Source organism: Fusibacter ferrireducens (assembly GCF_015352425.1).
GTDB lineage: Bacteria > Bacillota > Clostridia > Peptostreptococcales > Acidaminobacteraceae > Fusibacter_A > Fusibacter_A ferrireducens.
This window is the reverse complement of sequence record NZ_JADKNH010000002.1, coordinates 61026-84281: the sequence shown is the minus strand read 5'-3', so window position 1 is coordinate 84281 and position 23256 is coordinate 61026. Positions and strand designations below refer to the sequence as shown.

Below are 23256 nucleotides of genomic sequence, written 5' to 3'. Positions count from 1 at the left end.
AAATATAATATAAATTTAGGATCGATAAAAATAGAACTGGAAATCAGTTCTTTTTTTATGATGAAATGCCAATGCTTTTTAGCACTATGCTCTATTATATTTATAGTAATTTTTCAAATCCATTCAGGATTAAAGGCATGCTTTGCTTAACAAAAGATTCTGCTGAGATGCGACGCCCCATATTGTTCCAGTCATAAGCCGCTCCATACAGTCCCCAGCTTAGCATAATAGATGCTGTATTTAACAATAATTGTTCATTTGAATTTAAAATCTTATCTTTAGTGAGATAATCTTGTAATGTTGTTTTTGTGATTTCTTTTATTGTGTGTTCAAATTGAGTGCCAAAAGCCTTATAACTTCTTTGACACAAAGTGCTCAAATCTTTGTGAAAATCACACACCGCTAAAAAGATGCTCTGAATAGTCTCCACATTTAGGATTTCATGTCCCTCTATTCTACGGCTTAAGATTGTCATAAAAGATTCTGTTATTTTGGACTCAAGGATGTCAAATTTGTCCACAAAATGCGCATAGAAAGTCGCTCGGTTAATGGTAGCCCTTTCGGCAATATCTTTAACAGTGATCTCTTCAAATGCTTTCTCTCGCATCAATGAAGTGAAAGCATCTTGAATGAGTTGGCGTGTCCGTTTTACACGAGGATCTGTTTTACTTTTTGTTATTGCCATGGTTTTACCTCCTTATATAAGCAACATTAATGCATCTGTGTTGGCTATACAACACACTTTATATATTGATGGTTGAGTTTGTCTTGTAATTATTATAACATACTATTGCAACACGTGTATGAAAAACAACAGATGCTTTATAAAAAATACGGAGGCAAATGCACCTGCATATCCAACAGCGTCAGCGAAAATCGTTTTGAGTCATCGGGAAATGACTTAAATGTTGTTTATTTAGTAAAAGATCTTGATATATCAAATTTGTGATAGGATTGTCTTTCTTCTTAATGGATTATCTTATATTGATTGTGCTATTGGACTTGAACAAAACATTAGGACAAGTTATAATAGTTGATAATATCAATCAATTAAGGAGGAAGATATGAATAAAGAAGAAATCGTTAGAAAGGAGTTAAGATTAATTGTAAGGGAATTAGGTTTATTAAATCACAATTGCTTTAATTCGGGCCTGACACTGGCACAATCACACATATTAAAATACCTAAAACAAAATGGCACAACGACATTTAATGAAATATTGATCCATTTGGGTATTGATAAGGCTTCGCTTAGTCGAATCGTCAGTAATCTAGAAGCTAGAAATTACTTAGAATCAAAGAGGTCTGAAACGGATAAAAGAATGAAAGATATCTATCTTTTGCCATCAGGTTTAGAAGCTATAAACAAGGGTGATTATAAAGCAAATGTATTTATGGATGAAATTTTAAATCAAGGAGATCGCGAGAATATAGATGATATTGTTAAAGCATTTAGAGTTTTTCGTATTCTTGCATTAAAAACCAATCTTAAAAAAAATGATTCTAGGATTTTAATTGAGAAAATTTCAGAAAATTATAGAGAAGATGCAGTAAGATTGGCAACAGAAGTATTTACTAACGAACAAGGTATTCCTACAGAATTGATTCCATTAGATCATAGCTTAAACCCAATCTGGTGGTGTGCGAGAGTAGGAGAGGATCTTGTTGGCGTGGTGGCTGCCTGGAAAAAAGATAATAAATGGCACTGGGGCAGATTTGCTGTCGATAAGGGCTTACGAGGCGTAGGCATTGGACAAAAGTTGGCTGTTTATTCTTTAAAAGAATTTTTTAGTCAACATACAGATGAATTATACAGTGATGCGAGAGATATTACTGTGAACATGTTAATGAGATTTGGATGCGAAATTATTGGAGAAACTGAAACATTTTATGGTGAAGCCATAACGCCAATAGTATTAAAAAAAGAGTCATTTAACAAATATTTTGAATGAAAGTGGTAAATTTAGGAGGAAAAATGCTAAGAAAAGGAATTATTTTTTTAATTTGTGTTGCTGTATCAATGGGATTAATGGCATGTGGAAGCAAGGAGAATGAACAAGTCAATATCAATACGGTCTTAGTAGATGATGAATATGTTACGATAACCTATTTGGGACTTAATAAAAGCAATGAAAACGTACCGACATTAAAACTGTCAATAGAAAATAAATCCGATGTCAATTATACAGTTCGAACCGATAAAGTATCTGCTGATGATAACATGGTATCTACATATTTCAGCGAGAGCCCTGCTCCGGGTGAAAAAATAGATGCGGCGTTAGAGATAGAAGATGTAGATCATTTTAACACTTTGGAGGGTACATTTGTACTGTCTGACAGTAATTATGATACATTAAAGGAGGCCCCATTTAAATTAACTTTGGATGGTACAGCAGAGCCTAAAAAAGAAGAGGCATCAGAAGAAACCGGTGTGGTGCTGGTGGATGATGATTGTACTAAAATAACATACTTGGGCCTTGCTGAAGAGAGCATCACAGGACCTACACTCATATTATCTGTTGAAAACAAATCTGATAAGACCATTATTGTTTTATCTGATCAATTCTATGTTGACGATCAGGAAATTGAATCCATGCTGGGTGGTGATCGTATTGTAGCTGGTAAAAAAGCAAAACAGGAATTAACCCTATTTGCAGATAAAGATTTTACAACTGTAAAAGGCACAATCGTCCTTAATGATGAAGCGTCTAATACAATTGCAACAGAACAAGTTGAAATTAATATTAAATAAATTTTGCAGATGAAATTAGAAAGCCAGTAAAACGATAAGCAGTTGCAAATCGTCTCAAATCCAATTCAATGTGTCAATCCAATTCTAGGTTGACAAAAAAAACAAATATAGATATTATGTAAGTGTAATATTTATATTTGTTGGATTGTGACTGTATGACAGGCAAGACCAAAATGAAGCCCATGTGTGGGTTCGTTTTGGTCTTTTTTTGTACAGTAAACCATGTATTGGAGATGAATAGGAGGCATGAGGATGAATCAAAAACAGGGGAAAACTTTGAAACACATGATTACACGTATGTTTTCAATGACACTAGCTATGGGCCTTTGCTTTAGCAGTTCAGTGGCATATGCTGCAAATGATGGCACTAGGGATTATTCGGGAAGATGGTCGGAGAAGGTCATAGAAAAATGGGCTGATGAAGGTATATTGGGTTTGGATGCGACTCTATTCAAACCGACACAAGCCATTACCCATCAAGAGATGAATGCAATGTTTTCAGCTATGCTCAATACGGAGACACAGTTATTGACAAACCCTAAAACAACGCGTTTTGACGTTGCAGAAGCGCTATCGCAATATCTTGGAGTAACAAGCGATGGCAAAGTTGCGTTTAAAGATAAGGACAACTTTAATCAAAAGCAACTTCAAGCGGTTCAAGCTCTGGTAAACTGTGGTGTGCTCAGTGGTTTTCCAGATGGTAATTTTCATGGGGAAGCTGAGTTAACGCGCGAACAAGCACTTGTACTTATAGATCGTGTACATCAGTATGTCAATGCTTATGACGTTGTGGCGAAAACTCAAGTAAAGGATTCTGGCCTTATGGTAAATGCTCTGTCCTATAATGTTCAGCAATCCATAACTGAGGCAGATATGGAGCAGTTGCACTTTGATATTACTTTTGTCATTGCGCCTAATCCTTGGCTAAAAGAAACTGAAAACAAGATTCAAGCGGCCAAAATTACGGAGATCACATTAAAAAATGGACAACTCAACGTCAATTTTGAGCCTACGAGTTATTCCAGCTTGATCAATGTCATCGTCGACTGTACCAATGACCGTTTGGATACTGTAAAGGGTCGATTTGCAGTGGAGACGCCCATAGTGGATGATTTTGAAATGAGCACGTATACCTCAAGTGAGGGCATCACAATCAAATATTGGCTGTACACACCTAAAAATCCAGAGGGAAGCGTGCCGCTGATGGTTTGGGAACACGGCGGCGGTGAGGTTCTCAGCAGTTCCTTTGAGGGCGCCAATCTAGTTGCAAATAGAGGGGCAGTTTCTTGGATTGAGAATGGCTATAACACGGCGGTTTTATCTGTTCAATATCCAGAAAATTACGCCTTTGAAATCACGGATAATCCTGAGCAGTTTAAAATGATGAAAGCCTATAATTTGGCCAAATTCGAATTGATCTCTCAACTCATAGATAAAGGCGTTGTGGACAAGCAGAGAGTCTACATCTCTGGTGCATCTTCTGGTGGCGGTGGGGCACTGAGATTTATCATGCAGTATCCGGATTTATTTGCCGGCGGCTTATTGATGTGTACAAAGGATACCTTGGTCCCTATGTCCTTAAGGTATGATTTGGCATATAAATTGGAAAATAAAGCGGATTTGAGAATTACTCAGAGTGAATATGATGCCAGCTATGCGGCGGCCATATCAGAATTAAAAGGCAATGATATCGTCGATGTGCCATTGTGGATTGTACATGCAGAAAATGATCAGGTGTGTACAAGCTATACGTCGTTGATGCTATATGATGCTCTTAATGAGCTAGGCGCTCAAAAAAATCATCTATCATTGTATTCAGATGATGAAATGGAGGCTCTAGGCGTGCATACAATTTATCATGGCGTGTGGACACCTACACTTCATAATTTAGAAATTATGGACTGGCTCTACAGTCAAAGTAGAGCATAAACCAAAGCAGAGCATAAATTAAAGCCCTTAGGTGTGATCATAAACACTTAAGGGCTATCTTTTTTAAAAGAACAAAACAGAAAAGAAGCGATCCAAAAACGAATTTATTAAAAACGAATTTATCATAGTAGAAAAGCTTAAAGGGACAATTTAAAAAGGATTTGCAAAACTCAAGATTCTGCCCCAATTTGAATTTATTTTAAGGTTTTGCAGATCGTTTAGATGAAGAGGCTGATCGTTTAAAATATCGTGAACAGAGCGGTTACAATAAGGCGCTAAATTGACGAAGTGATCATGAGGCGTTGCATTGATAACGACAATTACAGTGGTGTTATCGAATTGACGTTGAAAAATAAAAGGCTTTTGATATTCGATGGCGAGTTGTTTATAGGTGCCTACTTTTAGAGCCGGTGTCTCTTTGCGAATCAAACTCAATTTTCGAATGACTTTTTCTAAATCTCTCTCCTCAGGAATGACATGATCTATATTGATATAAGGTCTAATGCCCAAATCAGAATGAATTTCTTTAGCGCCCTTTATACCCCACTCACTACCATAATATATGGAAGGTATGCCAGGAATGGTGAACATTAAAATATAGATCGTATACAGATAAGCAGATTCATCCACAAGACTGGCCAAGCGATTTTGATCGTGATTATCGACGAAGTTGTAAGGCATAAAATAACGGTAAATGCCTGATGTAGAGTCAAATTCTCTTTTCAACGAATGTGCAATCTCAAACAGATTTTGGTCGTTATGACTCGAGTATAAGCCCTTAAAAATTTCATAGTTTGTGACGCTGTGCAGTTGTTCTTCACTGACCCAATCCCTATAGTCGCCGTGAACGACTTCACCCATAAGCCAAAAATCAGATTTTAGCGTATTTGTTTTTTTTCGAAGTGCTTTCATAAAGTTAGGACATAGACAATCAGCTGTGTCTAGACGTAAACCATCGATGTCAAAGTATTCAATCCAGTATTGGACAGCTTCTAGCAAGTAGGTGACAACTTCTGGATTATCGAGATTATATTTGGGCAATTCATAAAAGCCTCCTCAAGTGTCATAATCGAAAGCGTCCCCTAGTGGACTAGGCTTTTCAAAATTAACACCTGCAAACCAATTGCAATATTTTGAGCCTCGACCATGAGCTTGAAGGTCTTTAAAGGCAAAAAAATCGCGTCCACAGTGATTAAAGACGCCATCCAAAACAACATGGAAGCCGTTTTCATGAAGCTTTTTTACCAGATGTCTAAAAGATTCATTGTCGCCAATGCGTGAATCGATTTGATAATAATCTGTCGTATCGTAACCATGAGAACTAGACTGAAAAACAGGGCTGAATAGAACAGCATTACATTGAAGTTCAGTGAGATGAGGTATCCATTTTTCAATTTCGTGCATTCGATACTGGATGGAGTCATAGTCATTTTTAAAGGGAGCATTACAAACTCCAAAAGTGAAAAAATGATAAAAACAGGCGTCTTCATACCAATAATTCATAGTGTTATATTTGCATCAGCAGGGATTTGCCTGCAAGATGCGCCTCCTTTCAGATTTTGATGTCATTTATGTACCTACCGTTAGGTATATAAATGTGATTTGAAAAGACAACACTTAAGTTGTCTTTACGCATAGATGCCATGCATAAATTGATGAACCAATTGTTTCGCAAAGTCTTCAGATAGAGATAGGGGCGTGTCATTTAAATAAAGTGCAATGTAAGTGTTTATAATGCCAAGAAAACTCCAAGTAAAGTGTCTTTCTTTATCCGCTAGATTAGGATGTACTTTGGACATCTGTAAAAACAATTGAAGGATCTTATCGTATTGTTTGAAGTGATATCTTGCCATCACGTCATATACAGATGAAGAAGTTGGCATATAGAGATTGGATAAAACCAATCTGTAAAACAAAGGCTTTTCTCTGGCAAAGATAAAATATGAAATTGTCACTTGTGTCAGAACAGGATAAATATCTTCAAAATAGGATTCAGGTTTGGGTTCATAGATACAGGTCTTGGCTAGAATTTCATCCAATTGGCTGTAATTTTTAAGCAAAAGTTGATCATACACCCCTTCCTTGCTCCCAAAATAGTAATATAGCGTGGGTTTTGTAACATTAGCCATATTTACAAGTTCTTGAACGGACACCGCTTCATAACCCTTTTCTGAAAACAGCTGTAAAGCACAGTTTAGTATAGTTTCTTTGTTATTCATTAAGTCGCTCATGGCACGATTGTATACCGAATGGTATACAAAGTCAATAAGAAAAATATTTTATTGTGAAAAAAATATATTATGGCATCAAGCCATGACGCATAAACGCGTAATAATGTTTTAAAACGTCCTTTTTCTTCTGTAAGTTGTCATCCTCGAAATAAAAGATGCTGTCAAATTCATAAAATAAGTGTGTAAGGAGTTGGAGTGTGAAGTCTATTGGGTATTTATTATCAATATCACCTCTATCATAGGCCTCTTTAATCATTTTTTCCAAAATATCGATACCAGAGCCACCGACATGTTCTAAAGCCTTTTTGTAGATCGGTGTGCCCTTCTCTTTTAGAAGCATACCTCCAAGGCGATGGTATTTTGGATATTCATTGGCAAAGTTGATGCTGATTTCCGTTTGATAAAGGAATTGATCGAAAACATTGAGGCCAGCGTATTCTTGATTGTTTGTGTGTGCCTTAATGTATTCCCATTTTTTATTTGTGGCATCCTCAAGAAGTGCAATGTAAAGAGCCTCTTTGTTCTTAAAGTGATAATAGAAAACCCCTTTACTCAAATTTGCATTTTTAATGATTGTATTGAGTGAAGCCTGTTCATAGTTATTATCGATGAATTCATCAAGTGCTGATGCAATGAGTTGATCTTTGCGATCAAAAGTTTTCGAGTTCATAGATGCCTCCATTATATTTATTATCTAATATAAAACCACATTTTTAATAAATTGGATATGTGTCGTCATGCCTTTTTTAATGCGGGGATCAGAATGTATTTTAGACAAATTGAGTTTATCATAAATAACATCATTTGGCATCAAATATAAAATTTGAATTGACAACATTTATGAGAGGTGGTATATTTCTATTATAGACCATGTGGTCTATTTTGACAATATGAGATTTATCGAGGTGATTATATGAAAAAAATATGCTTTATAACAGGTGCTAATGCAGGTATTGGACGTGAAGCGGCTATACAAATTGCGAAAAAAGGATATCACGTTATTATTGGATGTCGAAATATATCAAGAGGAAATGAAGCCATAAAATACATCAAAGAAAAGAGCCAGTCGGAGAAGATTAGTTTAGCAATCGTCGATATGAGTTTATTTGCGTCTGTGAAGGCTTGTTCAACTTATTTGCACGAGCACTTTGACCATATAGACGTCCTCATTCACAATGCTGCTGTATTTGATATTTCTCAAAAAGAGGCGATTTACACATCAGAAGGTTATGAAACGGTGTGGATGACCAATCACATAGGCCCTGTCTATTTGACTAAGTTACTTCAAGATTTGATTGAAAAAAGTGATGAGGGTCGAATTATTACAATCGCTTCAAAAGGGCTATTGGCCATGCCAGGATTAAGAGTAAATTTAGATGATCCAGAATTTAGAAATAGAAAATTTTCGGTAACAAAGGCGTATTATCAATCCAAACTGGCTCAAATCATGTTTACTTATTGGCTATCCAATCAACTTAAAGATAAGCAAATCACGGTCAATTCTATTCGTGTAACGGCGGTAAAAGTGGATTTAAACAGACATCCCAATATTTCAAAGATCCAAAGGTTTGCCTATAAACTAAAGAGCAAGAAATCCATTGAACCAGAAAAAATGGCTGAAACCTATACACGCCTTGCGACAAATCCGTCGTCCAAAGGCATCACTGGAAAATATTTTGACGAACACAATCAAATGATCTCGTCTGGAAAGTACACTTGTGATCCAGAAGAGATCCATAAAGTCATGAAAATGACTTTCCGTTACGTAGAGAGGGGGATAAGGGGTGTTAAATAACGGCTCGAATGCAGTCAGGGGCAATCGAAATAGGGGTATTGACTATTTTAGAGTTTTCTTGATGCTTCTTGTTGTTTGGCATCATGCGACGCTGGCATACGGCACAACGGGATCGGGTGTTTTAATCACCGATGAGGACACTTTTCTTGGTTTTGATCTGATTGCATTATACAACGACTCATTTTTTATGTTTGCTTTTTTCTTTATATCGGGATTATTTGCTTATAAGTCCGTGTTGAAAAAGGGTGATAAAACTTTTCTCAAAGAACGTTCAATACGACTGCTCTTGCCGTTTGCTTTTGGTACGTTATGGATTAATCCCATTGCCCACTATTTTAGTCTGTTAAATAAGAACGGGGAATCCTTTTCAATCACTGCATACTTTCAATTTCTAATTTCAAATTTTGGCAAGATTGAAGCCAATCACCTTTGGTTTCTATGGGTACTGTTCCTCTTTTCGGGGATGCTCGTTGTGTATCATCAAATTCCAAAGCGCTTCAGCCAGCGTCATCTGGAAAAATATTTGACCAATTCGGGTTATTTTACATGGGTGATGATTCTATTGAGTCTTGTAGCTTTTTTGCCCATTCAAAACTTTGAAGCTGGTGGATTTGTGACAATTATTAAACCTTTTAATATGCAGGTTTCACGTATCCTAATCTATTTTTTATACTTTGTCGCGGGCAATGTTATTGGTGCTTATGGCATTCAAAAGTGCTTTTTATTTCAAGAAAAATTTCAAAAAAAAGGTTGGCTTTGGCTTGCATTATCACTTGTGGCAACTGTTATGAATTTAGGCATTCACATTATACGTGAAATCATGGAAGATAGTGCGTTAAAAGACGTGATTGTAGTGGTGGATCAGAGCATGATTGTCCTCATAAGTCTATTTGCGCTATACGGTTTTATGAGTTTATTTACCCTATATAGCAAAGGTGAACATAGAATCCTGAATGTGTTGGCAAAAGAAGCCATGGGCATCTATGTTATCCATTATGCAGTTGCCACAGGCTTGCAATATGCTTTGACTTTTGTTGAGCTACCAGGTCTTGTAAAAGGCGTTGTTGTAACAGCTTCGACTCTCATGATCTCTTTGGGGCTCATCATTGGGTTTAAAAAAATACCTGTGGTGGGGATTGTGTCTTATAGCTCTAAATACGATAAAATGCTTATCCTTGTGACGCTATTGATGGTATTGTTGTTGATTTTTTTGTAAGTGGCGTTGAGACATTTCAATTTCATGTGTGATTAATAAAAGAAAGAGGTTCAAAATGAGTACAATGAATGAAAATGAAAATAGAGTAATGAAACACTTTGATAGAAATGTAGCTATTTTGTTTGCAATTTTATCCTTGGCATTTATAGTGTTGATGGGAACGGATCATGTTTTCTTTGAATGGGCTTTCTCAAGACATCAAAATATATTAAGTTGGTATATACGACCTATTTTTATGATTCCGATTTGTTATTTTGCTTTTAAGAGAAATGCAACTGGTATAAGTGCCACCATTTTTCTAATGTTCATCAGCATGTTTTGGTTTCCAAAGCCAGTTGAAATCGACCCTAAAGTGGCAGATTTCTTAGCAATGGAAAGAGTCTATTTAACTCAAAACTGGACCATCACAAAGATGTTGGTTACCAGTATAGTCCCCATATCCATGGGATTACTAATACGGGGACTATGGCAGCGCAACATAAAAGCCGGAGTAGGGGTACTCATAGGCATAGCGGTTGGCAAAATAATTTGGAGTGTTGCTGAAGGCGGTGCATCAGGGGCTAAGGTCATTGTGCCTGCAATTCTAGGCTTGGGCATATGTATCGTGGCCATTGTTTGGTGGTATAAGAAGAGATATTTAAAGTCCTGAGATAAGATTTAGACACTTTAAGAGGGTGAATGGCTTTTATAAAATTAGATTTAAATGGTTAATAGAAGGCTTCTATTTGATTGTTTATGAAATCAAAATAAAAGGGTGTTCAAAAGAAAATTTGGATGCCCTTTTTAATTAAAACAACAAGATTTGAGCCGAGAGATTCTCTATGAGACAACAATCGGAAAAATCGTCAGCGAAGATATTCAAGAGATACTTTATGAAAAAAGATGGAAAAAAGTTGAGCACGAGACTTTATATTTGCGCGATAGATTACGATAATACATATATGGGCTGTGATAATCCGTGTGATAGGGTATATTTTAAAATGTATAGAATGAGCCATAGGGCACTACATAAAATAACTGAATTATTGCAGAGCACACTTGTAAAGTAGAGCATACTTGTAAAGGGGGATGAACAATGATACCATCAATTAGAGTGCAGAATACAACAAGGCCTCATCCAAATAGCGGTGATATAAATGCAGAGCAGTCTATTTCAGGACCAGATTTTTCCGAAACGTTGACACAAGTGACGACATCGCTTGAAAAGAAAGAGCAGGTGGATCGTTTTTCGCGTTCAGAGGCAGGCACGTTAACACGTGCAGATATGTTAAATATTATTCAAGGTAAAATATTCGAATTGAAAGATAAATTGGAAAATGGGGATACGGAACCCACTTATCAAATTGGAAGTAACGCTTTTACCAAGAAGGAATGGGATAACTTGATTTACAAAGTAGATCGTGCCCTTGAAAAGGATGAGGACAAGTTAGAAAATAAAGATGAATCAAAAGAGGACGATGCAATTCATTCGAATGATCAAAAGAAATCCTAGAATGCTTGTGGGTAATGAACCTTTAAAAGAAAAAGTGAACCTGTAGATTAAGCCCTGTCTTTGTAATGAAGGCAGGGTTATTTTTTGATTTACTCTGGGTACAATGATTTTATAACATACTTTTCACCCGCTTTTATAATTGTCAATACAGCTTCGTTCCGTGAAGTGCCATATAATTTTATGATGCCATCCTCAACCACGCCCTTTTTACAATTAAAGAAACCGGGTGCAAAATCACTTGTGAAATTATAATAGGCCTCTGTAGCATCCAAATAGATGATCTCATCAAATCCGACGCCAGTTAAGGATTCCAAATGAATATCCGCATAGGTGGTAAATACATCTTGAACTTGCTCATGCGTGTATCGATGAATTGGAACAGGCAGATTTTCCAAACTGTCCGCATATTCAAAAGGCCAGTGTTCATGTTTTTTTAATGCTTCAAACTCTGAAAGCGTTTTAAGGCTTTCGCCATCTGGAAAGTATCTTAAAAATTCTGAAAGATCAATATCTCGGATGTCTTCGTAATAAGAAGTAAAAAAGCAACTTAAAGGATTGATCTCAAATTGATCATTATATGAAAAGACCGGTTGCAATAAAAAGTTAATCTCTTCAATTTGTTCGGCAGTCAATGACCCCTGACTCTTGGAGATGGCATCCCATACATGAGACCAATAATGAGATAAATTATTATGTATTAAATCGTATTTCAAAACGAGTAATTGATCTTCTAATTGCCCACATTTTGTATCCAATGCTTTCAGCTCTAAACCAATGGCTTCATTCTGTAATGATAATTCTAAAAGCGCATCTTCTAGTGTGATGATCCTATCTTCTTGTAAAGCAAATTGTGCCTCATGGGTGTTCTTTTGCCATAAAACGAGTGCTAATGTCGCAAGAACAAGTAAAATGATGCCTAGATTTTTCTTCATTTTCTATCCAACCTTCCTTTTTATCCAATCTCTCTCATCATATGAATCCTTTTTCAGCATGATATGAATTGGTTCTAGTCGGAGGTGCTTTATTAAATTCATATGGGACTTTTAACGCTCATTATAAGGCTATCATATCATTTTTGAAATCATAAAAAAATAAATTGGCGTCATCTTCAGTAGAATTATCTATTCAAATATTTACCAAGTTCGTACATTGTTGTATGTGATTTTAAGTGATGTTATAATAAACAAGAGCATTCTCATAAGTATAATTGAAAGATTTAGAAAAAAGATTGTAGTGTATGTTTTACGGAGGGAGAGTCTATGGCAATCAACAACAGAATTTTCAAGGCAATTTTAATTTTAATTGCAGTACTCATAATAGCGGGCTATGGTCTAGTGTTTTATTTACAATTAGATGAGCCTATGTTTTTTTATCACAACTATGACCAAAGGGTTTTTGACAATGAGAGTAACCATCAGGATATCTCCTTTAATCTGAATTACATAACCAATGCGCGTGACAATAGAGTGGTCATTGGTATAGAGTTTCCTAAGTATCCTGACATTATAATTCAGGCAACAGAGTTTAGAGCGCGCAATCCGTTTAATTGGAATTTTAAAGCACCTAAGGTTCCAGGTGATATTTATGGACTATACAGTGTGAGAAGCGTGACCTGTAATCTGATGGAATGGCCCAGAGGAAGGGCGTTGGACGATGTCGTCTTGGAAAAGGCCAAAATTTTGTTTAGTGATGCAAGTGAAATTGTGGTTGATATTGGCACCATCCAGCTCTACACGGAACGGTTCGACACAATACCGCTTGAACCTGTTCTTTCATCGAGTTCGTCTGACGGTTCTGGAAAGACAGCATATAAAATTCTTGAAAATTTGACCATAGTAGCTGTTGATAGTGCTTCTATGGAAAAATTCAAAGATAGAGTTCAGTGGCAAATAAACACGAAAACCCCTGAGGATTCGGTGGGGATGACCTTTCAGGAGGGCAGTGCGTTAGAGGTGACATCAAGGGTGGACTCTACAGAGGATATTGTCAGTGAATATACCTTGTTTGATCTACATCCTAAAGTGATCTTCATGGATGATAATGGCGTGCAGTATACTCAAAGATTCTATAATATAGATAGCATATATCACAACTATAGCTTCATAGAATTGTATAGATATATTAGAGCAAGGAGGACAATTTAAATGACGTCAGGTTATAAGCGCATATTTTGGGGCATTTTTATTGCAACTTTTAACATAAAGATTGGCATGATGACGATACTACCTGCTTTTATAGGGTGGATTATTGTAGTAACGGGCATTTCAGAGCTTGAAAAAAAAGGATATGTAAGCACCTCTATAACGTCTAAGAAAGTCGCTATGACCTTAGTTGTCGTCAGCCTTGGAAGTGAGCTTTTACGCTTTTTAGGGGGAGAGCTTATTATGACACTTTTACCGTTACTCTTTTATCCGCTCTTTTTATTGGGCCTAGAATTTGTAGTTTTTCATAAGATTCTTGAAGCCTCTATTCAGTATTTTGCTATGAGCCATCAAGAAGAAACTGCAGATTTGTATACGGACAAGGATAGACTTTATTTAGCTTTAATGGGGATAACCATGGTGCTGTTCATAATAAGTTTGACCTTTAATCATGAAACAATTGGGCATGTAGGCGTCTTTGCGGCTATGATTTCAAGGCTATACCTTTTGATCACTTTCAATGCTCTCAGTAAAGAGACACATAAAAGTGAGCAGGAAATAATCCATGAATGAGCTTTAAGTTTTCATCAAGATCGGCTATAGGCTCAAAGTTGAATTTTAAAATATTATTAAAAAGTTAAATTTCGAAATAGGATTAATTTGTAGAATGTTATTACCATCTAGAGCAATAAGTGATAAAATAGAGACTGTGTTCATTTAATTCTATGTTCAATACGGGATCACCAAGTGGTGTTCAGATGAAATACAAATGGGAATAGAGTACATAACAAACAGAGCGCATAGTATTGATTTCTTAAAGATGGGAGCAACAAACATGATCAAATTAATTACAGACAGCACGGCTTATTTGCCCAAGGCGCTGATTGGAGACTATCCGATACATATAGTTTCCTTAAGCGTCTTAATTGATGAGACGATATTTATAGAAACTGAAACGGAGAATAAAGTATTTTATACGCACATGGCGCAAAGCAAGGCTTTTCCAAAGTCAGCTCAACCAAGTCTGGGAGTGATGATGAAGGCATTTGAAGAAGCTGTAGCTGAAGGGGATGAGGTCATCGGTATATTTTTATCCTCAGAGATGAGTGGCACTTATCAGACGGCTTGTATGGTTAAAACACAACTTTTAGAGAAGTATCCAAGCGCGCATATTGAACTGGTCGATTCTAGGACCAATTGCATGCAATTGGGATTCTGTGTGCTCTATGGTGCTGAGTTGGCTGCTCAGGGTATGCCTATGAAAAGTGTTGCTCAGGCCATGCGCAGCTATGTCAATCAAAGTCGGTTTATTTTTCTGCCAGAAACCTTGGACTACTTAAAAATGGGTGGTCGCATTGGTGGCGCTCAGGCGATTGTGGGAAATATTTTTCAAATTCTGCCGATTCTCACTGTAAAAGAGGGTTGTACTGAGGTACTTCAGAAGGTGCGCACAAAGAAGAAAGCGGTGGAAACCCTATTGCAAATTGCGCTGGATGACATGGCGAAATATGGTTTTAAAAACGTTGTTGTACATCATATTGAAGCCTACGAAGAAGGCCTTGCTTTGGCTCAACGCCTTCTAAGTGCCCTTGGTGTTCAAGTGCCAGTAGTAGACATTGGTCCAGTTATTGGCACTCATGTGGGACCGGGTGCGATTGGAATTGCTTATGATTTGCAAAAGCCTTTTACATAAAATAAAGAGGCGCATGAAGTAAGCGGATTATGAGTTATATGAAAACGTGTGAGGGCATGCAGAAGCATGCCTTTTGACGTTATCGTTCGGGGTGAGAAACTTGCCAGAGGTGCTCTGCGACTGGGGCCCAATTTTCAGCTGCTTTTTTACATTTTGCCGATAATTCAACGACATTTTCAGGATTTTGGAGATCCGTTGACTTTGCTTTTGAAAATTCGATGATATGCGTCAATTCACCGGGATTATCCAGTAGTGGACAAGGGCGTAGGTGATTTTCATTAAAAGGTTGTTGTTGGCGATATTTCATAAAGAGAGGCGATTGGTAGGCTTCCAGCAGTGTCTTCTGATAAATATTGGAATCTGAATAATGAATGAAGGCACAGGGTTCGATATCGCCATTTGCATTGATGTGAAGGTAGTTTCTGCCACCAGCGATACAGCCTTTTACATATTCACCATCGTTCCAAAAATCCATTGTGAAAATGGGTTTGGTCTCTCTAAATTTTCGGATTTGATGATACATAAATTCTCGTTGTGATGCAGATGCCATCAGCTCTGGAACAGCATCCATGCCCACTGGCATATAGGTGAAAAACCAAGCGAATTTTGCACCTTTTTCAATCATATCATCCATGTATTCTTCACTGCCAATGATTTCTGCGTTTTTTTTGGTATAACAGCAAGAAATACCAAATGGCAATTTTTTCTCTTTCAAGATTGCCATGGCCTGAATAATTTTTTGATAGGTACCTTTACCCCTTCTAAAATCGGTTTCTGCTTCGAAGCCTTCAATACTAATGGCAGGCACAAAATTTTTTACTCGGAGCATTTCATCCGCAAAAGCTTCGTCAATGAGTGTCGCATTGGTAAAAGCAAGGAATTCACAATCGGAATGCACTTCACAAAGCTTTATAATATCATCTTTTCGTACAAGGGGTTCTCCCCCTGAATAAATATACATATAAGTGCCTAATTTTTTACCTTGAGTTATGATATCGTCTAAGGTTTCATAGCTCATATTGGATTTATTGCCGTATTCAGCGGCCCAACAACCGATACATGAAAGATTACAGGCAGAAGTAGGGTCCATTAAAATGGCCCATGGAATATTGCATTGATGCTTTTCTCTGGATTTTGCTTGTCGTCCGCATCCAATCAAAACTGTATTTATCATAAAGTTATTGAAAAATTTTTTGCGGACATCAACATCGATATCTGTCCAAAGACTTTTTATCAATTGGTACCAGTTCCCATCCGGTTCATCTAAGATATTACGAAATATTTTTCTCTGTGAAACAAACAGATCGTTCATATCAAATCGATCTACCCAGTCCATCAATTTTGGGAGATTTTTATCGGGATCTTCTCCAAGATAATCCAGCACTTTTTTCCCAGCGAAAGACTCAGCATGTTCTTTTAGCGTTTTGTCATTCATTTTTAAATCCTTTCTAAGATGTATTTAAGCTTATTTCCAAATGTCTGAATTTAAGCTTCTGAATTTAAGCTTCTGAATTTAAGCTTCTGAAGTTGATTTTATTCTATTAATATCTTAATAATGAGATAGATGATTGTCATTGGACAAAAAGGGCAAACTGAGTAAAATTGTAACAATTAGAGAGAAGTGTTACCTTCTTGGACACGAACGTAAAATTGTCCCTATTTTAAACAGAGCAAAAGCGATATACTTTGAAAGCATAAAAAAAGCAGATGAGAAATTAGAAGATAGGCTGTAAAAGTAGATAGATTATAACAAAAGGCAGAATTCGAGAAAAGGTATGTCGCAAGGAGGGTTATTTTTTGGAAAGGGAAGATATTACAAGGACAATCATTGAACTAACCATAGATAAAGTGTTTGTTGATGTGGAGATAGATGCAGAACGGCGTATTCGAAACTTAGTAGATCTGGGACAAAATTTTTCAAAAGGTCAGTTTCAGAGGTCATTTTTTGAAATGGTGCAGAAAATGCTCGCAAATGATGAGAGTCCTTATTATCTTCACGCTAAAAATACGATTGCTCAAGTGAATCATGAGACATTGAAAACCTTTGGGATCAATCTCGGTTATAATGGGTGTACAAAGGGGGTTAGACAAATTAGAGAAAATAGAGCCACATATCATTTTAATATCCCTTGGTCGATTACTTTTTCGCTGACCGATACTCATAGAATATCCCAATATGATATTGAAAGGGTGATTTTGGAAGGTGAGCAATTAGGGGTGTATGTATACCTCATTTTTTGCACAACAGAAAGGATAAAAGAAGTTGTTTATCTATTGGAAAAATTTCCAGATTGCGCCTTTATTCTCTTTTTGAAAGGCACTTTTATAAAATCACAAGCTATGGGAGCACTCCATAAATATCACAATTTTATGATCTCAACATTATTTGAATCCAAGGATTGCAGTCAGACGACAGATTACTTGACTCAAAATGGATTTTTGCATGCGGTGCATAGTTTTTATAACGATGCGCATTTAGAGGAAATCATATCGGGCGCATGGATTAAAAATGCTCTAAGGACATCCAGTACTTTTGCATTTTTAATCCATGAGACTTCATGCAGTCATGAGGTTAAAAAAGAAGTCGAAAAGTATGTGATAGGCGTCCGTGAGCAACAGAGGTATCCTATTTTTCTGATGGAGTTCACTATGGATATGAATTCTATTGATCGGATTATTTCTGAGGAGAGTCATTCCATTGGCTTTAATTCGGAGGGGCAGGTCTATACTGCAATGGGGAAATTAGAGGGGGGAAAAAATAATTTACTCGCGGGAAATCTACAGGAAATTCTAGAGCATAATATGCCGATCCATGCATCAGGAGAATCGACTTCGTTATTTGAAAGTGATTCCCCAGTCATCATAGAGTGATCGAATGGTCATCATTCATATCACACACGATTTTTTTTGCTAAGCCACTTACAGAAGTCTTCAGCAAGTTGGTGAAATCATCTGGTGGCAGACATGGGGTTTCTTTAAGCCACCTTTCAATGGCAACAATAAAAGCATCGGCAAAAAAAATACTGAAAAATTCTAAATTTTCATCATTTTCATCAGAGGCCAATATTTCTTTTAAATAATTGAAGACAAAGGGATGCAGGACTTCTCTAAAGTAGTCTTGAAAAGAATTTTGTCCACTTACCTCAAATGCGTTGATATAAAAAGGCCGATTTTCATAAAAATATTTACAAATATCATTTAAGAAAATCCAACCGTCTACATAGAGTTGATTTTGGATGGTCTCAATAAATTCGGTATAATAGATCCAATTGACTAGATCGTATTTATCCCTAAAATGGTAATAGAAACTTTTTCGATTCAGATCGCACATATCGCAGATATGACCGACGTTGATCTTATTAAAAGGCATTTTTTCCATTAACGTTTTCATGGACATTGCTAACGCTTTTTTGGTGATGATTGAATCAGACACGTATTACATCTCCTTACACTGACAGACGAGCAACACTGAATAAGCGGGTTGGAATCTCAACATTGTCTAGATGCTTTCGCCCTAATTATAATATATTTTATTATAATGTACAACACGAGTGGCTTTAACAGGCCATTTTTAAGTTATATAAAGACTGAGATCAGAATTTCATGCGAAAATGGGTTTGGGCATCGGGAGATGAAATAAATTTTGTTATTTAAAAACAGAACATTTGTTCTTTTTATAAAATTCGGGTATAATAAGATTAAAACAAAAGTATTGCTGTGAATGATGAGATTATGAAAAGGAAGGGTGTGTAGATCATGGCAAATCGCACCTATATCTGTATTGACCTCAAATCTTTCTATGCGTCTGTGGAGTGCGTGGAGCGTGGTCTTGACCCAATGACTACAAATCTAGTTGTTGCCGATCCTGAACGATCTGAAAAGACCATTTGCCTTGCGATTACACCGTCCATGAAAGCTCTGGGGATTAAAAATAGATGCCGTGTATTTGAGATCCCCAAAAATCTAGATTATATCATTGCATCACCGAGAATGCAAAAATATATTGATTATGCTGCGGAAATTTACGGCATTTATTTGAGATATATTTCTAAAGATGACATCCATATTTATTCCATTGACGAGGCATTTTTGGATATTACTGAGTATCTTGCGACTTATCATATGGATGCAAAAGAGCTGGCATTGATGCTCATGGAAGAGATACTACATGAAGTCGGCGTTCGCGCCACATGTGGCATTGGTACAAATTTATATCTTGCTAAAATCGCACTTGATATTACGGCAAAGCATGCACCTGACTTTATTGGCGTACTGGATGAAGTGACATTTCAGAAAAAACTGTGGGATCACATGCCGCTTACGGATTTTTGGCGCATAGGGAAAGGCACCGCGAAAACGCTTGAACGCTATGGCATAAAAACGATGGGACAAATCGCCGAAATGGACGAAGATTTCCTCTACAAGTTATTTGGCATTGATGCGGAATTGCTCATAGATCACGCTTGGGGGCGTGAACCCGTTACAATTGCTGATATTAAGGCGTATAAACCCAAGACCAATTGCCTTTCCAGTGGTCAAGTGCTCATGAAGAATTACAGTTTTGAAGAAGGGCGATTGATTGTTCGTGAAATGGCAGATTTGCTCTGTCTAGATCTCGTTGACAAAGGCTTGATCACGGATTCAGTGACACTATATGTTGGTTATGCCAATGCGATTAAGGCAGAGCCTTCCAGAGGTACTGTGAAGTTGAATAGAGCCACCAGTGCAGATTGTCTTATTCTCCCAGCAGTAACACAACTCTACGAGCGTATTGTGGCTCTTGAAAAGCCAGTTCATAGAATCAATATCTCCTTTAATAATGTCATGGCAGATAACGATGATGGCGCAGCTCAATTGAGTTTCTTTGATAATGCGGTGGAAGATGAATGGCTCAAACGCAATCATAGAGTACAAAAAGCCGTTTTAGACATTAAAAAGAAGTACGGGAAAAATTCAATTTTAAAGGGCATGAACTTCAGGGAAGCTGCAACCACAAGAGAGCGCAACAGGCAGATAGGAGGACATAAAAGTGGCGAGTAGACCTAAATTCCCAATGCCAATACCTGAAAGAGCAAAACAATTTATGCCATTTTCGGCTCTAAAGGGTCTGAATGAAGCATTGGCAAATAAAGAAAAAGTGTCTGAATCCAAGGTGAACATATCCGAAGAGCAGGCAACTGCATTAAACGAAAAAATGAATTGTGTTCGGAAAGGTTCAATCGTAACCGTCACATACTTTTGTATGGACACCTATGTTCGAGTAACTGGAAAAGTAGATCAATTGGATCTCATTTATCGCACTCTGCAAATTGAGGATTGGACCATAAAATTTGATGATATTTTAAATTTAGAGTTGGCTGAGGAGGATCAGACCTGTGAGAATGATCGAACCTGTGAAGTAGATTAAGTAATACAAGGGATAACTAGAAAAATAGGATTGATCTGATGGATGTGCAGGCGGTGGATGCAATTAGCGTAAAGGTAGAAAAGTTCGCAGAGTACTTTAATTCAAAGAAGAAGCAAAGCGATGACATTGGCAACTCAATATATGCTGGAGTCCGCTTTAAAACCGACAACTGAATCCCCAACGGATGAAGGGCCTTTTTATCATGGGACTAAAGCAGAACTGAGCAAAGGCGATTTGATTTCTGCCGGGCATATTTCCAATTATGGCCAGAGCAATAAAGCTAATTATATATACTTCACAGCCACATTGGATGCGGCTATATGGGGCGCTGAGCTATCAGAGGGAGAAGGACAGGAAAGAATATACGTTGTTGAACCTCTAGAGCACTTTGAGAATGATCCTAACTTGACAGATAAAAAGTTTCCCGGTAATCCAACACGGTCATATAGGAGTAGAGGACCTCTAAAGATCGTCGGAGAAGTGAGTGGCTGGGCGGGTCATTCCCCTGAGGTTATTAAGCAGATGAGAGATCAGTTGGATGAACTTAAAAAGCTTGGCATACAGGCAATTGAATCCTAGAAAGGATACATTGAATCCAAAATGGGTATGGATAAAGAACGCACTGTCTCAAGAAACAAACTTCGAAAACGGGAAGATCATTTACTGTGAAAATATCTTTACGATGATAAGTAAAGGAAGAGTCAGTGCGCGTATTTCAACTATAGTAGATGCCTTTTAGGCCAATAAAATATATTGGATGATGGCGTAGAATCAATAGGAACGCTTGGTATAAACAATGCCATCCATTATTTTTCGTGCAGTTCTTTTAACGCTGATAACATCAATGGTATCGTCATCTGAGAGCGTATAGTAGACCGGCATAATGCCGCTTGGATGAACGATGTTGATTACCCCGTCCTGCAATGCGCTTATTGTATCGAATACCAGTGTTTCTGGAAGTAAAGCTGCAGTTGCTGTGCACACGGCCCCAGTTATGGCTAATGCTTGATGGGGTTTTTGCATTGACATCATTCGGACAGCTATATTTGCTTGGGGGGTGTCTGAATTGACTTGTTGTGAACCATTAAAATGATCTGATTGTGCAATAATGGTCATTTTAGGTACAGCTGGAGATTCAGCAGTTGCCCTTTCTTTTGATGCAAATCCGCAAAGCTCACATGCAATAGATCGAATTTCTTCCAAAATATTCAATTTATCATCACTAAGTGGTTCAAATATATCTTCATCACGGATTCCAATGCTCTTTGATTTGACAAATACCAAGGGGTTTCCAGAATCTACAATTGAAATTTCGATGTTTCCCAAGGTGGTTGAAATCATATTTTTAGTGAGATCGGTAGGTAATAATTTTCCAGTGACGGCACCAAAGGGATGATGAAAATCAATGTCAATAGGTGCACCATACCCTGGGACCCCTTGTATTTGATAATCTCCAGTGGATACGACTTTGCCTTGGCATACGGGGACATTTACAGAAAAAAGTTTGTTTGTATTCGTATTGCGAACCATAACTTTTGTAATGGGTTGAACGTTTTCAATCAGCCCCTTATCCACTGCGTAAGGACCGACAGCCGATAAGATATTGCCACAATTGCCGCGCAAATCAACCGTGGTATTTTTTATACTAACCTGTGCAAAGGTATAATCTATATCAATACCTTCGAGAGGAGATTTTCCAATAATTGCCACTTTGCTTGTAAGTGAATTGGCACCTCCTAAGCCATCAATTTGTCGAGCATCAGGACTTCCCATAACATCAAGCAAAAAATCATTCCAGTGGCTCTTATCTTTAGGCATATCTTCTACCCGAAAAAATATGCCTTTACTGGTGCCACCACGCATTATTGTACACTTTGTCTGGTTCATATGGCCTCCTTGTATCGCTAAGTATAGTATATAAAGACAATAACAATACTTGAAATTTCAAGTATTGTTATCGTAGCAACTTTACATTTAATTGTCAAGCCGATAAAATGAAATGAGTAACCATCGAATTGTAAAATGGCTTTTTATAAAAAATACAAAAGAGGTTTTTAATGGAGAATAAGAACAGGAAAATACTCAGAAACATACACACTGCTTCAAGAAGTATCCTTTACATCCGAAATATTTCTTTTTCCAAATATGGCTTACAAAGAGGGCAGCACACCTTTTTAACGAGAATTGTTGAGAATCCTGGCATTACGCAAGAAGATATATCTTTGCTGCTCCGAATTGATAGAACGACGACAGCAAAGGCTGTTAAAAAAATTGAAGCAAAAGGATTGATTATTAGAAAAAAGTCAACGACGGATAGGCGTGCTTGGTGTCTTTATCCAACGGAAGCGCTGATGGCTATTTATTCTGATATAGACAATGAGATTGTAACACTATCCGAAAAATGTACTGAAAACTTTAGTACATCAGAAATTGATATGCTGAATGATTTGCTTGAAAAATATATGACAAATGTAAATAGAGAATGGGCAAATACAAAAAACAACATTTGAGCCATCGTTGATGCCTCAAATCAATTTCCGCTGACGCTGTTTGAGGTTGAACATCCCTCATCACAGTTTTTGGCTTAAATCTTGTTGTTA

General features: G+C 37.1%; 23 protein-coding genes and 1 pseudogene. 16 read left to right on the top strand and 8 right to left on the bottom strand.

The features are described from left to right. Positions 1-100: 100 nt before the first annotated feature. Entirely contained in the window at positions 101-685 is a 585-nt protein-coding gene (locus ISU02_RS03440) for a TetR/AcrR family transcriptional regulator (RefSeq protein ID WP_194700394.1), read from the bottom strand. Between the two features lie 379 nt (positions 686-1064). Between ISU02_RS03440 and ISU02_RS03435 the strand changes: the two genes are divergently transcribed. From ISU02_RS03435 to ISU02_RS03425, 3 genes are all read left to right on the top strand, one after another. Further along, on the top strand, positions 1065-1952 hold the full coding sequence (locus ISU02_RS03435) for a bifunctional helix-turn-helix transcriptional regulator/GNAT family N-acetyltransferase (RefSeq protein WP_194700393.1): 888 nt from the start codon (positions 1065-1067) through the stop codon (positions 1950-1952). A 23-nt stretch (positions 1953-1975) separates the two neighbouring features. After that, entirely contained in the window at positions 1976-2752 is a 777-nt protein-coding gene (locus ISU02_RS03430) for a hypothetical protein (RefSeq protein WP_194700392.1), read from the top strand. Positions 2753-3004: 252 nt separating this feature from the next. After that, a complete protein-coding gene (locus tag ISU02_RS03425) occupies positions 3005-4681 on the top strand; it encodes a prolyl oligopeptidase family serine peptidase (protein WP_194700391.1) in 1677 nt (558 codons plus the stop codon). A gap of 150 nt (positions 4682-4831) precedes the next feature. Here the strand turns inward: ISU02_RS03425 and ISU02_RS03420 are convergent. From ISU02_RS03420 to ISU02_RS03405, 3 genes and pseudogenes are all read right to left on the bottom strand, one after another. Continuing rightward, a pseudogene (locus tag ISU02_RS03420) lies at positions 4832-6085 on the bottom strand (alpha-amylase family glycosyl hydrolase). A 224-nt stretch (positions 6086-6309) separates the two neighbouring features. Beyond that, a complete protein-coding gene (locus ISU02_RS03410; protein ID WP_194700388.1) occupies positions 6310-6900 on the bottom strand; it encodes a TetR/AcrR family transcriptional regulator in 591 nt (196 codons plus the stop codon). Positions 6901-6979: 79 nt separating this feature from the next. Beyond that, on the bottom strand, positions 6980-7582 hold the full coding sequence (locus ISU02_RS03405; protein WP_194700387.1) for a TetR/AcrR family transcriptional regulator: 603 nt from the start codon (positions 7580-7582) through the stop codon (positions 6980-6982). Between the two features lie 243 nt (positions 7583-7825). Between ISU02_RS03405 and ISU02_RS03400 the strand changes: the two genes are divergently transcribed. The 4 genes from ISU02_RS03400 to ISU02_RS03385 all read left to right on the top strand — a co-directional run bounded on the left by ISU02_RS03400 (position 7826) and on the right by ISU02_RS03385 (position 11415). Continuing rightward, positions 7826-8707, top strand: a complete 882-nt coding sequence (locus tag ISU02_RS03400; protein ID WP_194700386.1) for an SDR family NAD(P)-dependent oxidoreductase — start codon at positions 7826-7828, stop codon at positions 8705-8707. Continuing rightward, entirely contained in the window at positions 8697-9923 is a 1227-nt protein-coding gene (locus ISU02_RS03395) for an acyltransferase family protein (RefSeq protein ID WP_194700385.1), read from the top strand. The genes ISU02_RS03400 and ISU02_RS03395 overlap by 11 nt, the downstream gene beginning before the upstream one ends. Positions 9924-9978: 55 nt before the next feature. Further along, positions 9979-10572, top strand: a complete 594-nt coding sequence (locus tag ISU02_RS03390) for a hypothetical protein (RefSeq protein ID WP_194700384.1) — start codon at positions 9979-9981, stop codon at positions 10570-10572. A 426-nt stretch (positions 10573-10998) separates the two neighbouring features. After that, positions 10999-11415, top strand: a complete 417-nt coding sequence (locus ISU02_RS03385; RefSeq protein ID WP_194700383.1) for a hypothetical protein — start codon at positions 10999-11001, stop codon at positions 11413-11415. A gap of 89 nt (positions 11416-11504) precedes the next feature. Here the strand turns inward: ISU02_RS03385 and ISU02_RS03380 are convergent, their stop codons facing one another. Then, the gene (locus ISU02_RS03380; RefSeq protein WP_194700382.1) at positions 11505-12347 is read right to left on the bottom strand and encodes a hypothetical protein; all 843 of its coding nucleotides are present in this window, start codon (positions 12345-12347) and stop codon (positions 11505-11507) included. Between the two features lie 327 nt (positions 12348-12674). On the opposite strand from ISU02_RS03380, the gene ISU02_RS03375 reads away from it, so the two are divergent. From ISU02_RS03375 to ISU02_RS03365, 3 genes are all read left to right on the top strand, one after another. Continuing rightward, on the top strand, positions 12675-13559 hold the full coding sequence (locus ISU02_RS03375) for a hypothetical protein (RefSeq protein ID WP_194700381.1): 885 nt from the start codon (positions 12675-12677) through the stop codon (positions 13557-13559). After that, positions 13560-14129 carry a hypothetical protein gene (locus tag ISU02_RS03370; RefSeq protein WP_194700380.1) on the top strand — a complete coding sequence of 190 codons (570 nt, stop codon included), beginning with the start codon at positions 13560-13562 and terminating at the stop codon, positions 14127-14129. A gap of 262 nt (positions 14130-14391) precedes the next feature. Further along, positions 14392-15249, top strand: a complete 858-nt coding sequence (locus ISU02_RS03365; protein ID WP_194700379.1) for a DegV family protein — start codon at positions 14392-14394, stop codon at positions 15247-15249. Positions 15250-15328: 79 nt separating this feature from the next. Here ISU02_RS03365 and ISU02_RS03360 read toward each other — a convergent pair whose 3' ends face one another. Then, positions 15329-16684, bottom strand: a complete 1356-nt coding sequence (locus ISU02_RS03360) for a radical SAM protein (RefSeq protein WP_194700378.1) — start codon at positions 16682-16684, stop codon at positions 15329-15331. Between the two features lie 133 nt (positions 16685-16817). On the opposite strand from ISU02_RS03360, the gene ISU02_RS03355 reads away from it, so the two are divergent. Together ISU02_RS03355 and ISU02_RS03350 are read left to right on the top strand one after the other, a co-directional pair. After that, positions 16818-16982, top strand: a complete 165-nt coding sequence (locus ISU02_RS03355) for a hypothetical protein (protein ID WP_194700377.1) — start codon at positions 16818-16820, stop codon at positions 16980-16982. 64 nt (positions 16983-17046) lie between these two features. Further along, positions 17047-18120 (top strand): hypothetical protein, encoded by a 1074-nt coding sequence (locus tag ISU02_RS03350; RefSeq protein ID WP_194700376.1) that lies wholly within the window; start codon positions 17047-17049, stop codon positions 18118-18120. On the opposite strand, the gene ISU02_RS03345 is transcribed toward ISU02_RS03350, so the two are convergent. Beyond that, positions 18110-18682, bottom strand: coding sequence for a TetR/AcrR family transcriptional regulator C-terminal domain-containing protein (locus ISU02_RS03345; protein ID WP_194700375.1), 573 nt, complete (start codon positions 18680-18682; stop codon positions 18110-18112). The genes ISU02_RS03350 and ISU02_RS03345 overlap by 11 nt on opposite strands. A gap of 323 nt (positions 18683-19005) precedes the next feature. Here ISU02_RS03345 and ISU02_RS03340 point away from each other — a divergent pair, with 323 nt between their 5' ends. The 3 genes from ISU02_RS03340 to arr all read left to right on the top strand — a co-directional run bounded on the left by ISU02_RS03340 (position 19006) and on the right by arr (position 21235). Then, positions 19006-20289, top strand: a complete 1284-nt coding sequence (locus ISU02_RS03340; protein WP_194700374.1) for a Y-family DNA polymerase — start codon at positions 19006-19008, stop codon at positions 20287-20289. Beyond that, positions 20279-20656, top strand: coding sequence for a YolD-like family protein (locus tag ISU02_RS03335; RefSeq protein ID WP_323985007.1), 378 nt, complete (start codon positions 20279-20281; stop codon positions 20654-20656). Before ISU02_RS03340 ends, ISU02_RS03335 begins: the two co-directional genes overlap by 11 nt. Before the next feature lie 141 nt (positions 20657-20797). Then, positions 20798-21235 (top strand): NAD(+)--rifampin ADP-ribosyltransferase, encoded by a 438-nt coding sequence (gene arr, locus ISU02_RS03330; RefSeq protein WP_194700716.1) that lies wholly within the window; start codon positions 20798-20800, stop codon positions 21233-21235. A 192-nt stretch (positions 21236-21427) separates the two neighbouring features. Here arr and ISU02_RS03325 read toward each other — a convergent pair whose 3' ends face one another. Next, positions 21428-22543: a PrpF domain-containing protein gene (locus ISU02_RS03325; protein WP_194700373.1), complete on the bottom strand. Its 1116-nt coding sequence runs from the start codon at positions 22541-22543 to the stop codon at positions 21428-21430. A gap of 170 nt (positions 22544-22713) precedes the next feature. Between ISU02_RS03325 and ISU02_RS03320 the strand changes: the two genes are divergently transcribed. Continuing rightward, positions 22714-23166 carry a MarR family winged helix-turn-helix transcriptional regulator gene (locus ISU02_RS03320; RefSeq protein ID WP_194700372.1) on the top strand — a complete coding sequence of 151 codons (453 nt, stop codon included), beginning with the start codon at positions 22714-22716 and terminating at the stop codon, positions 23164-23166. The last annotated feature ends 90 nt before the right edge of the window (positions 23167-23256 follow it).

What these genes read in the sequence shown, in the direction of transcription:
- ISU02_RS03440 (WP_194700394.1), bottom strand. Translation starts at nt 685, where the DNA reads ATGGCAATAACAAAAAGTAAAACAGATCCTCGTGTAAAACGGACACGC.
- ISU02_RS03435 (WP_194700393.1), top strand. Translation starts at nt 1,065, where the DNA reads ATGAATAAAGAAGAAATCGTTAGAAAGGAGTTAAGATTAATTGTAAGG.
- ISU02_RS03430 (WP_194700392.1), top strand. Translation starts at nt 1,976, where the DNA reads ATGCTAAGAAAAGGAATTATTTTTTTAATTTGTGTTGCTGTATCAATG.
- ISU02_RS03425 (WP_194700391.1), top strand. Translation starts at nt 3,005, where the DNA reads ATGAATCAAAAACAGGGGAAAACTTTGAAACACATGATTACACGTATG.
- ISU02_RS03410 (WP_194700388.1), bottom strand. Translation starts at nt 6,900, where the DNA reads ATGAATAACAAAGAAACTATACTAAACTGTGCTTTACAGCTGTTTTCA.
- ISU02_RS03405 (WP_194700387.1), bottom strand. Translation starts at nt 7,582, where the DNA reads ATGAACTCGAAAACTTTTGATCGCAAAGATCAACTCATTGCATCAGCA.
- ISU02_RS03400 (WP_194700386.1), top strand. Translation starts at nt 7,826, where the DNA reads ATGAAAAAAATATGCTTTATAACAGGTGCTAATGCAGGTATTGGACGT.
- ISU02_RS03390 (WP_194700384.1), top strand. Translation starts at nt 9,979, where the DNA reads ATGAGTACAATGAATGAAAATGAAAATAGAGTAATGAAACACTTTGAT.
- ISU02_RS03385 (WP_194700383.1), top strand. Translation starts at nt 10,999, where the DNA reads ATGATACCATCAATTAGAGTGCAGAATACAACAAGGCCTCATCCAAAT.
- ISU02_RS03380 (WP_194700382.1), bottom strand. Translation starts at nt 12,347, where the DNA reads ATGAAGAAAAATCTAGGCATCATTTTACTTGTTCTTGCGACATTAGCA.
- ISU02_RS03375 (WP_194700381.1), top strand. Translation starts at nt 12,675, where the DNA reads ATGGCAATCAACAACAGAATTTTCAAGGCAATTTTAATTTTAATTGCA.
- ISU02_RS03370 (WP_194700380.1), top strand. Translation starts at nt 13,560, where the DNA reads ATGACGTCAGGTTATAAGCGCATATTTTGGGGCATTTTTATTGCAACT.
- ISU02_RS03365 (WP_194700379.1), top strand. Translation starts at nt 14,392, where the DNA reads ATGATCAAATTAATTACAGACAGCACGGCTTATTTGCCCAAGGCGCTG.
- ISU02_RS03360 (WP_194700378.1), bottom strand. Translation starts at nt 16,684, where the DNA reads ATGAATGACAAAACGCTAAAAGAACATGCTGAGTCTTTCGCTGGGAAA.
- ISU02_RS03340 (WP_194700374.1), top strand. Translation starts at nt 19,006, where the DNA reads ATGGCAAATCGCACCTATATCTGTATTGACCTCAAATCTTTCTATGCG.
- arr (WP_194700716.1), top strand. Translation starts at nt 20,798, where the DNA reads ATGCTGGAGTCCGCTTTAAAACCGACAACTGAATCCCCAACGGATGAA.
- ISU02_RS03325 (WP_194700373.1), bottom strand. Translation starts at nt 22,543, where the DNA reads ATGAACCAGACAAAGTGTACAATAATGCGTGGTGGCACCAGTAAAGGC.
- ISU02_RS03320 (WP_194700372.1), top strand. Translation starts at nt 22,714, where the DNA reads ATGGAGAATAAGAACAGGAAAATACTCAGAAACATACACACTGCTTCA.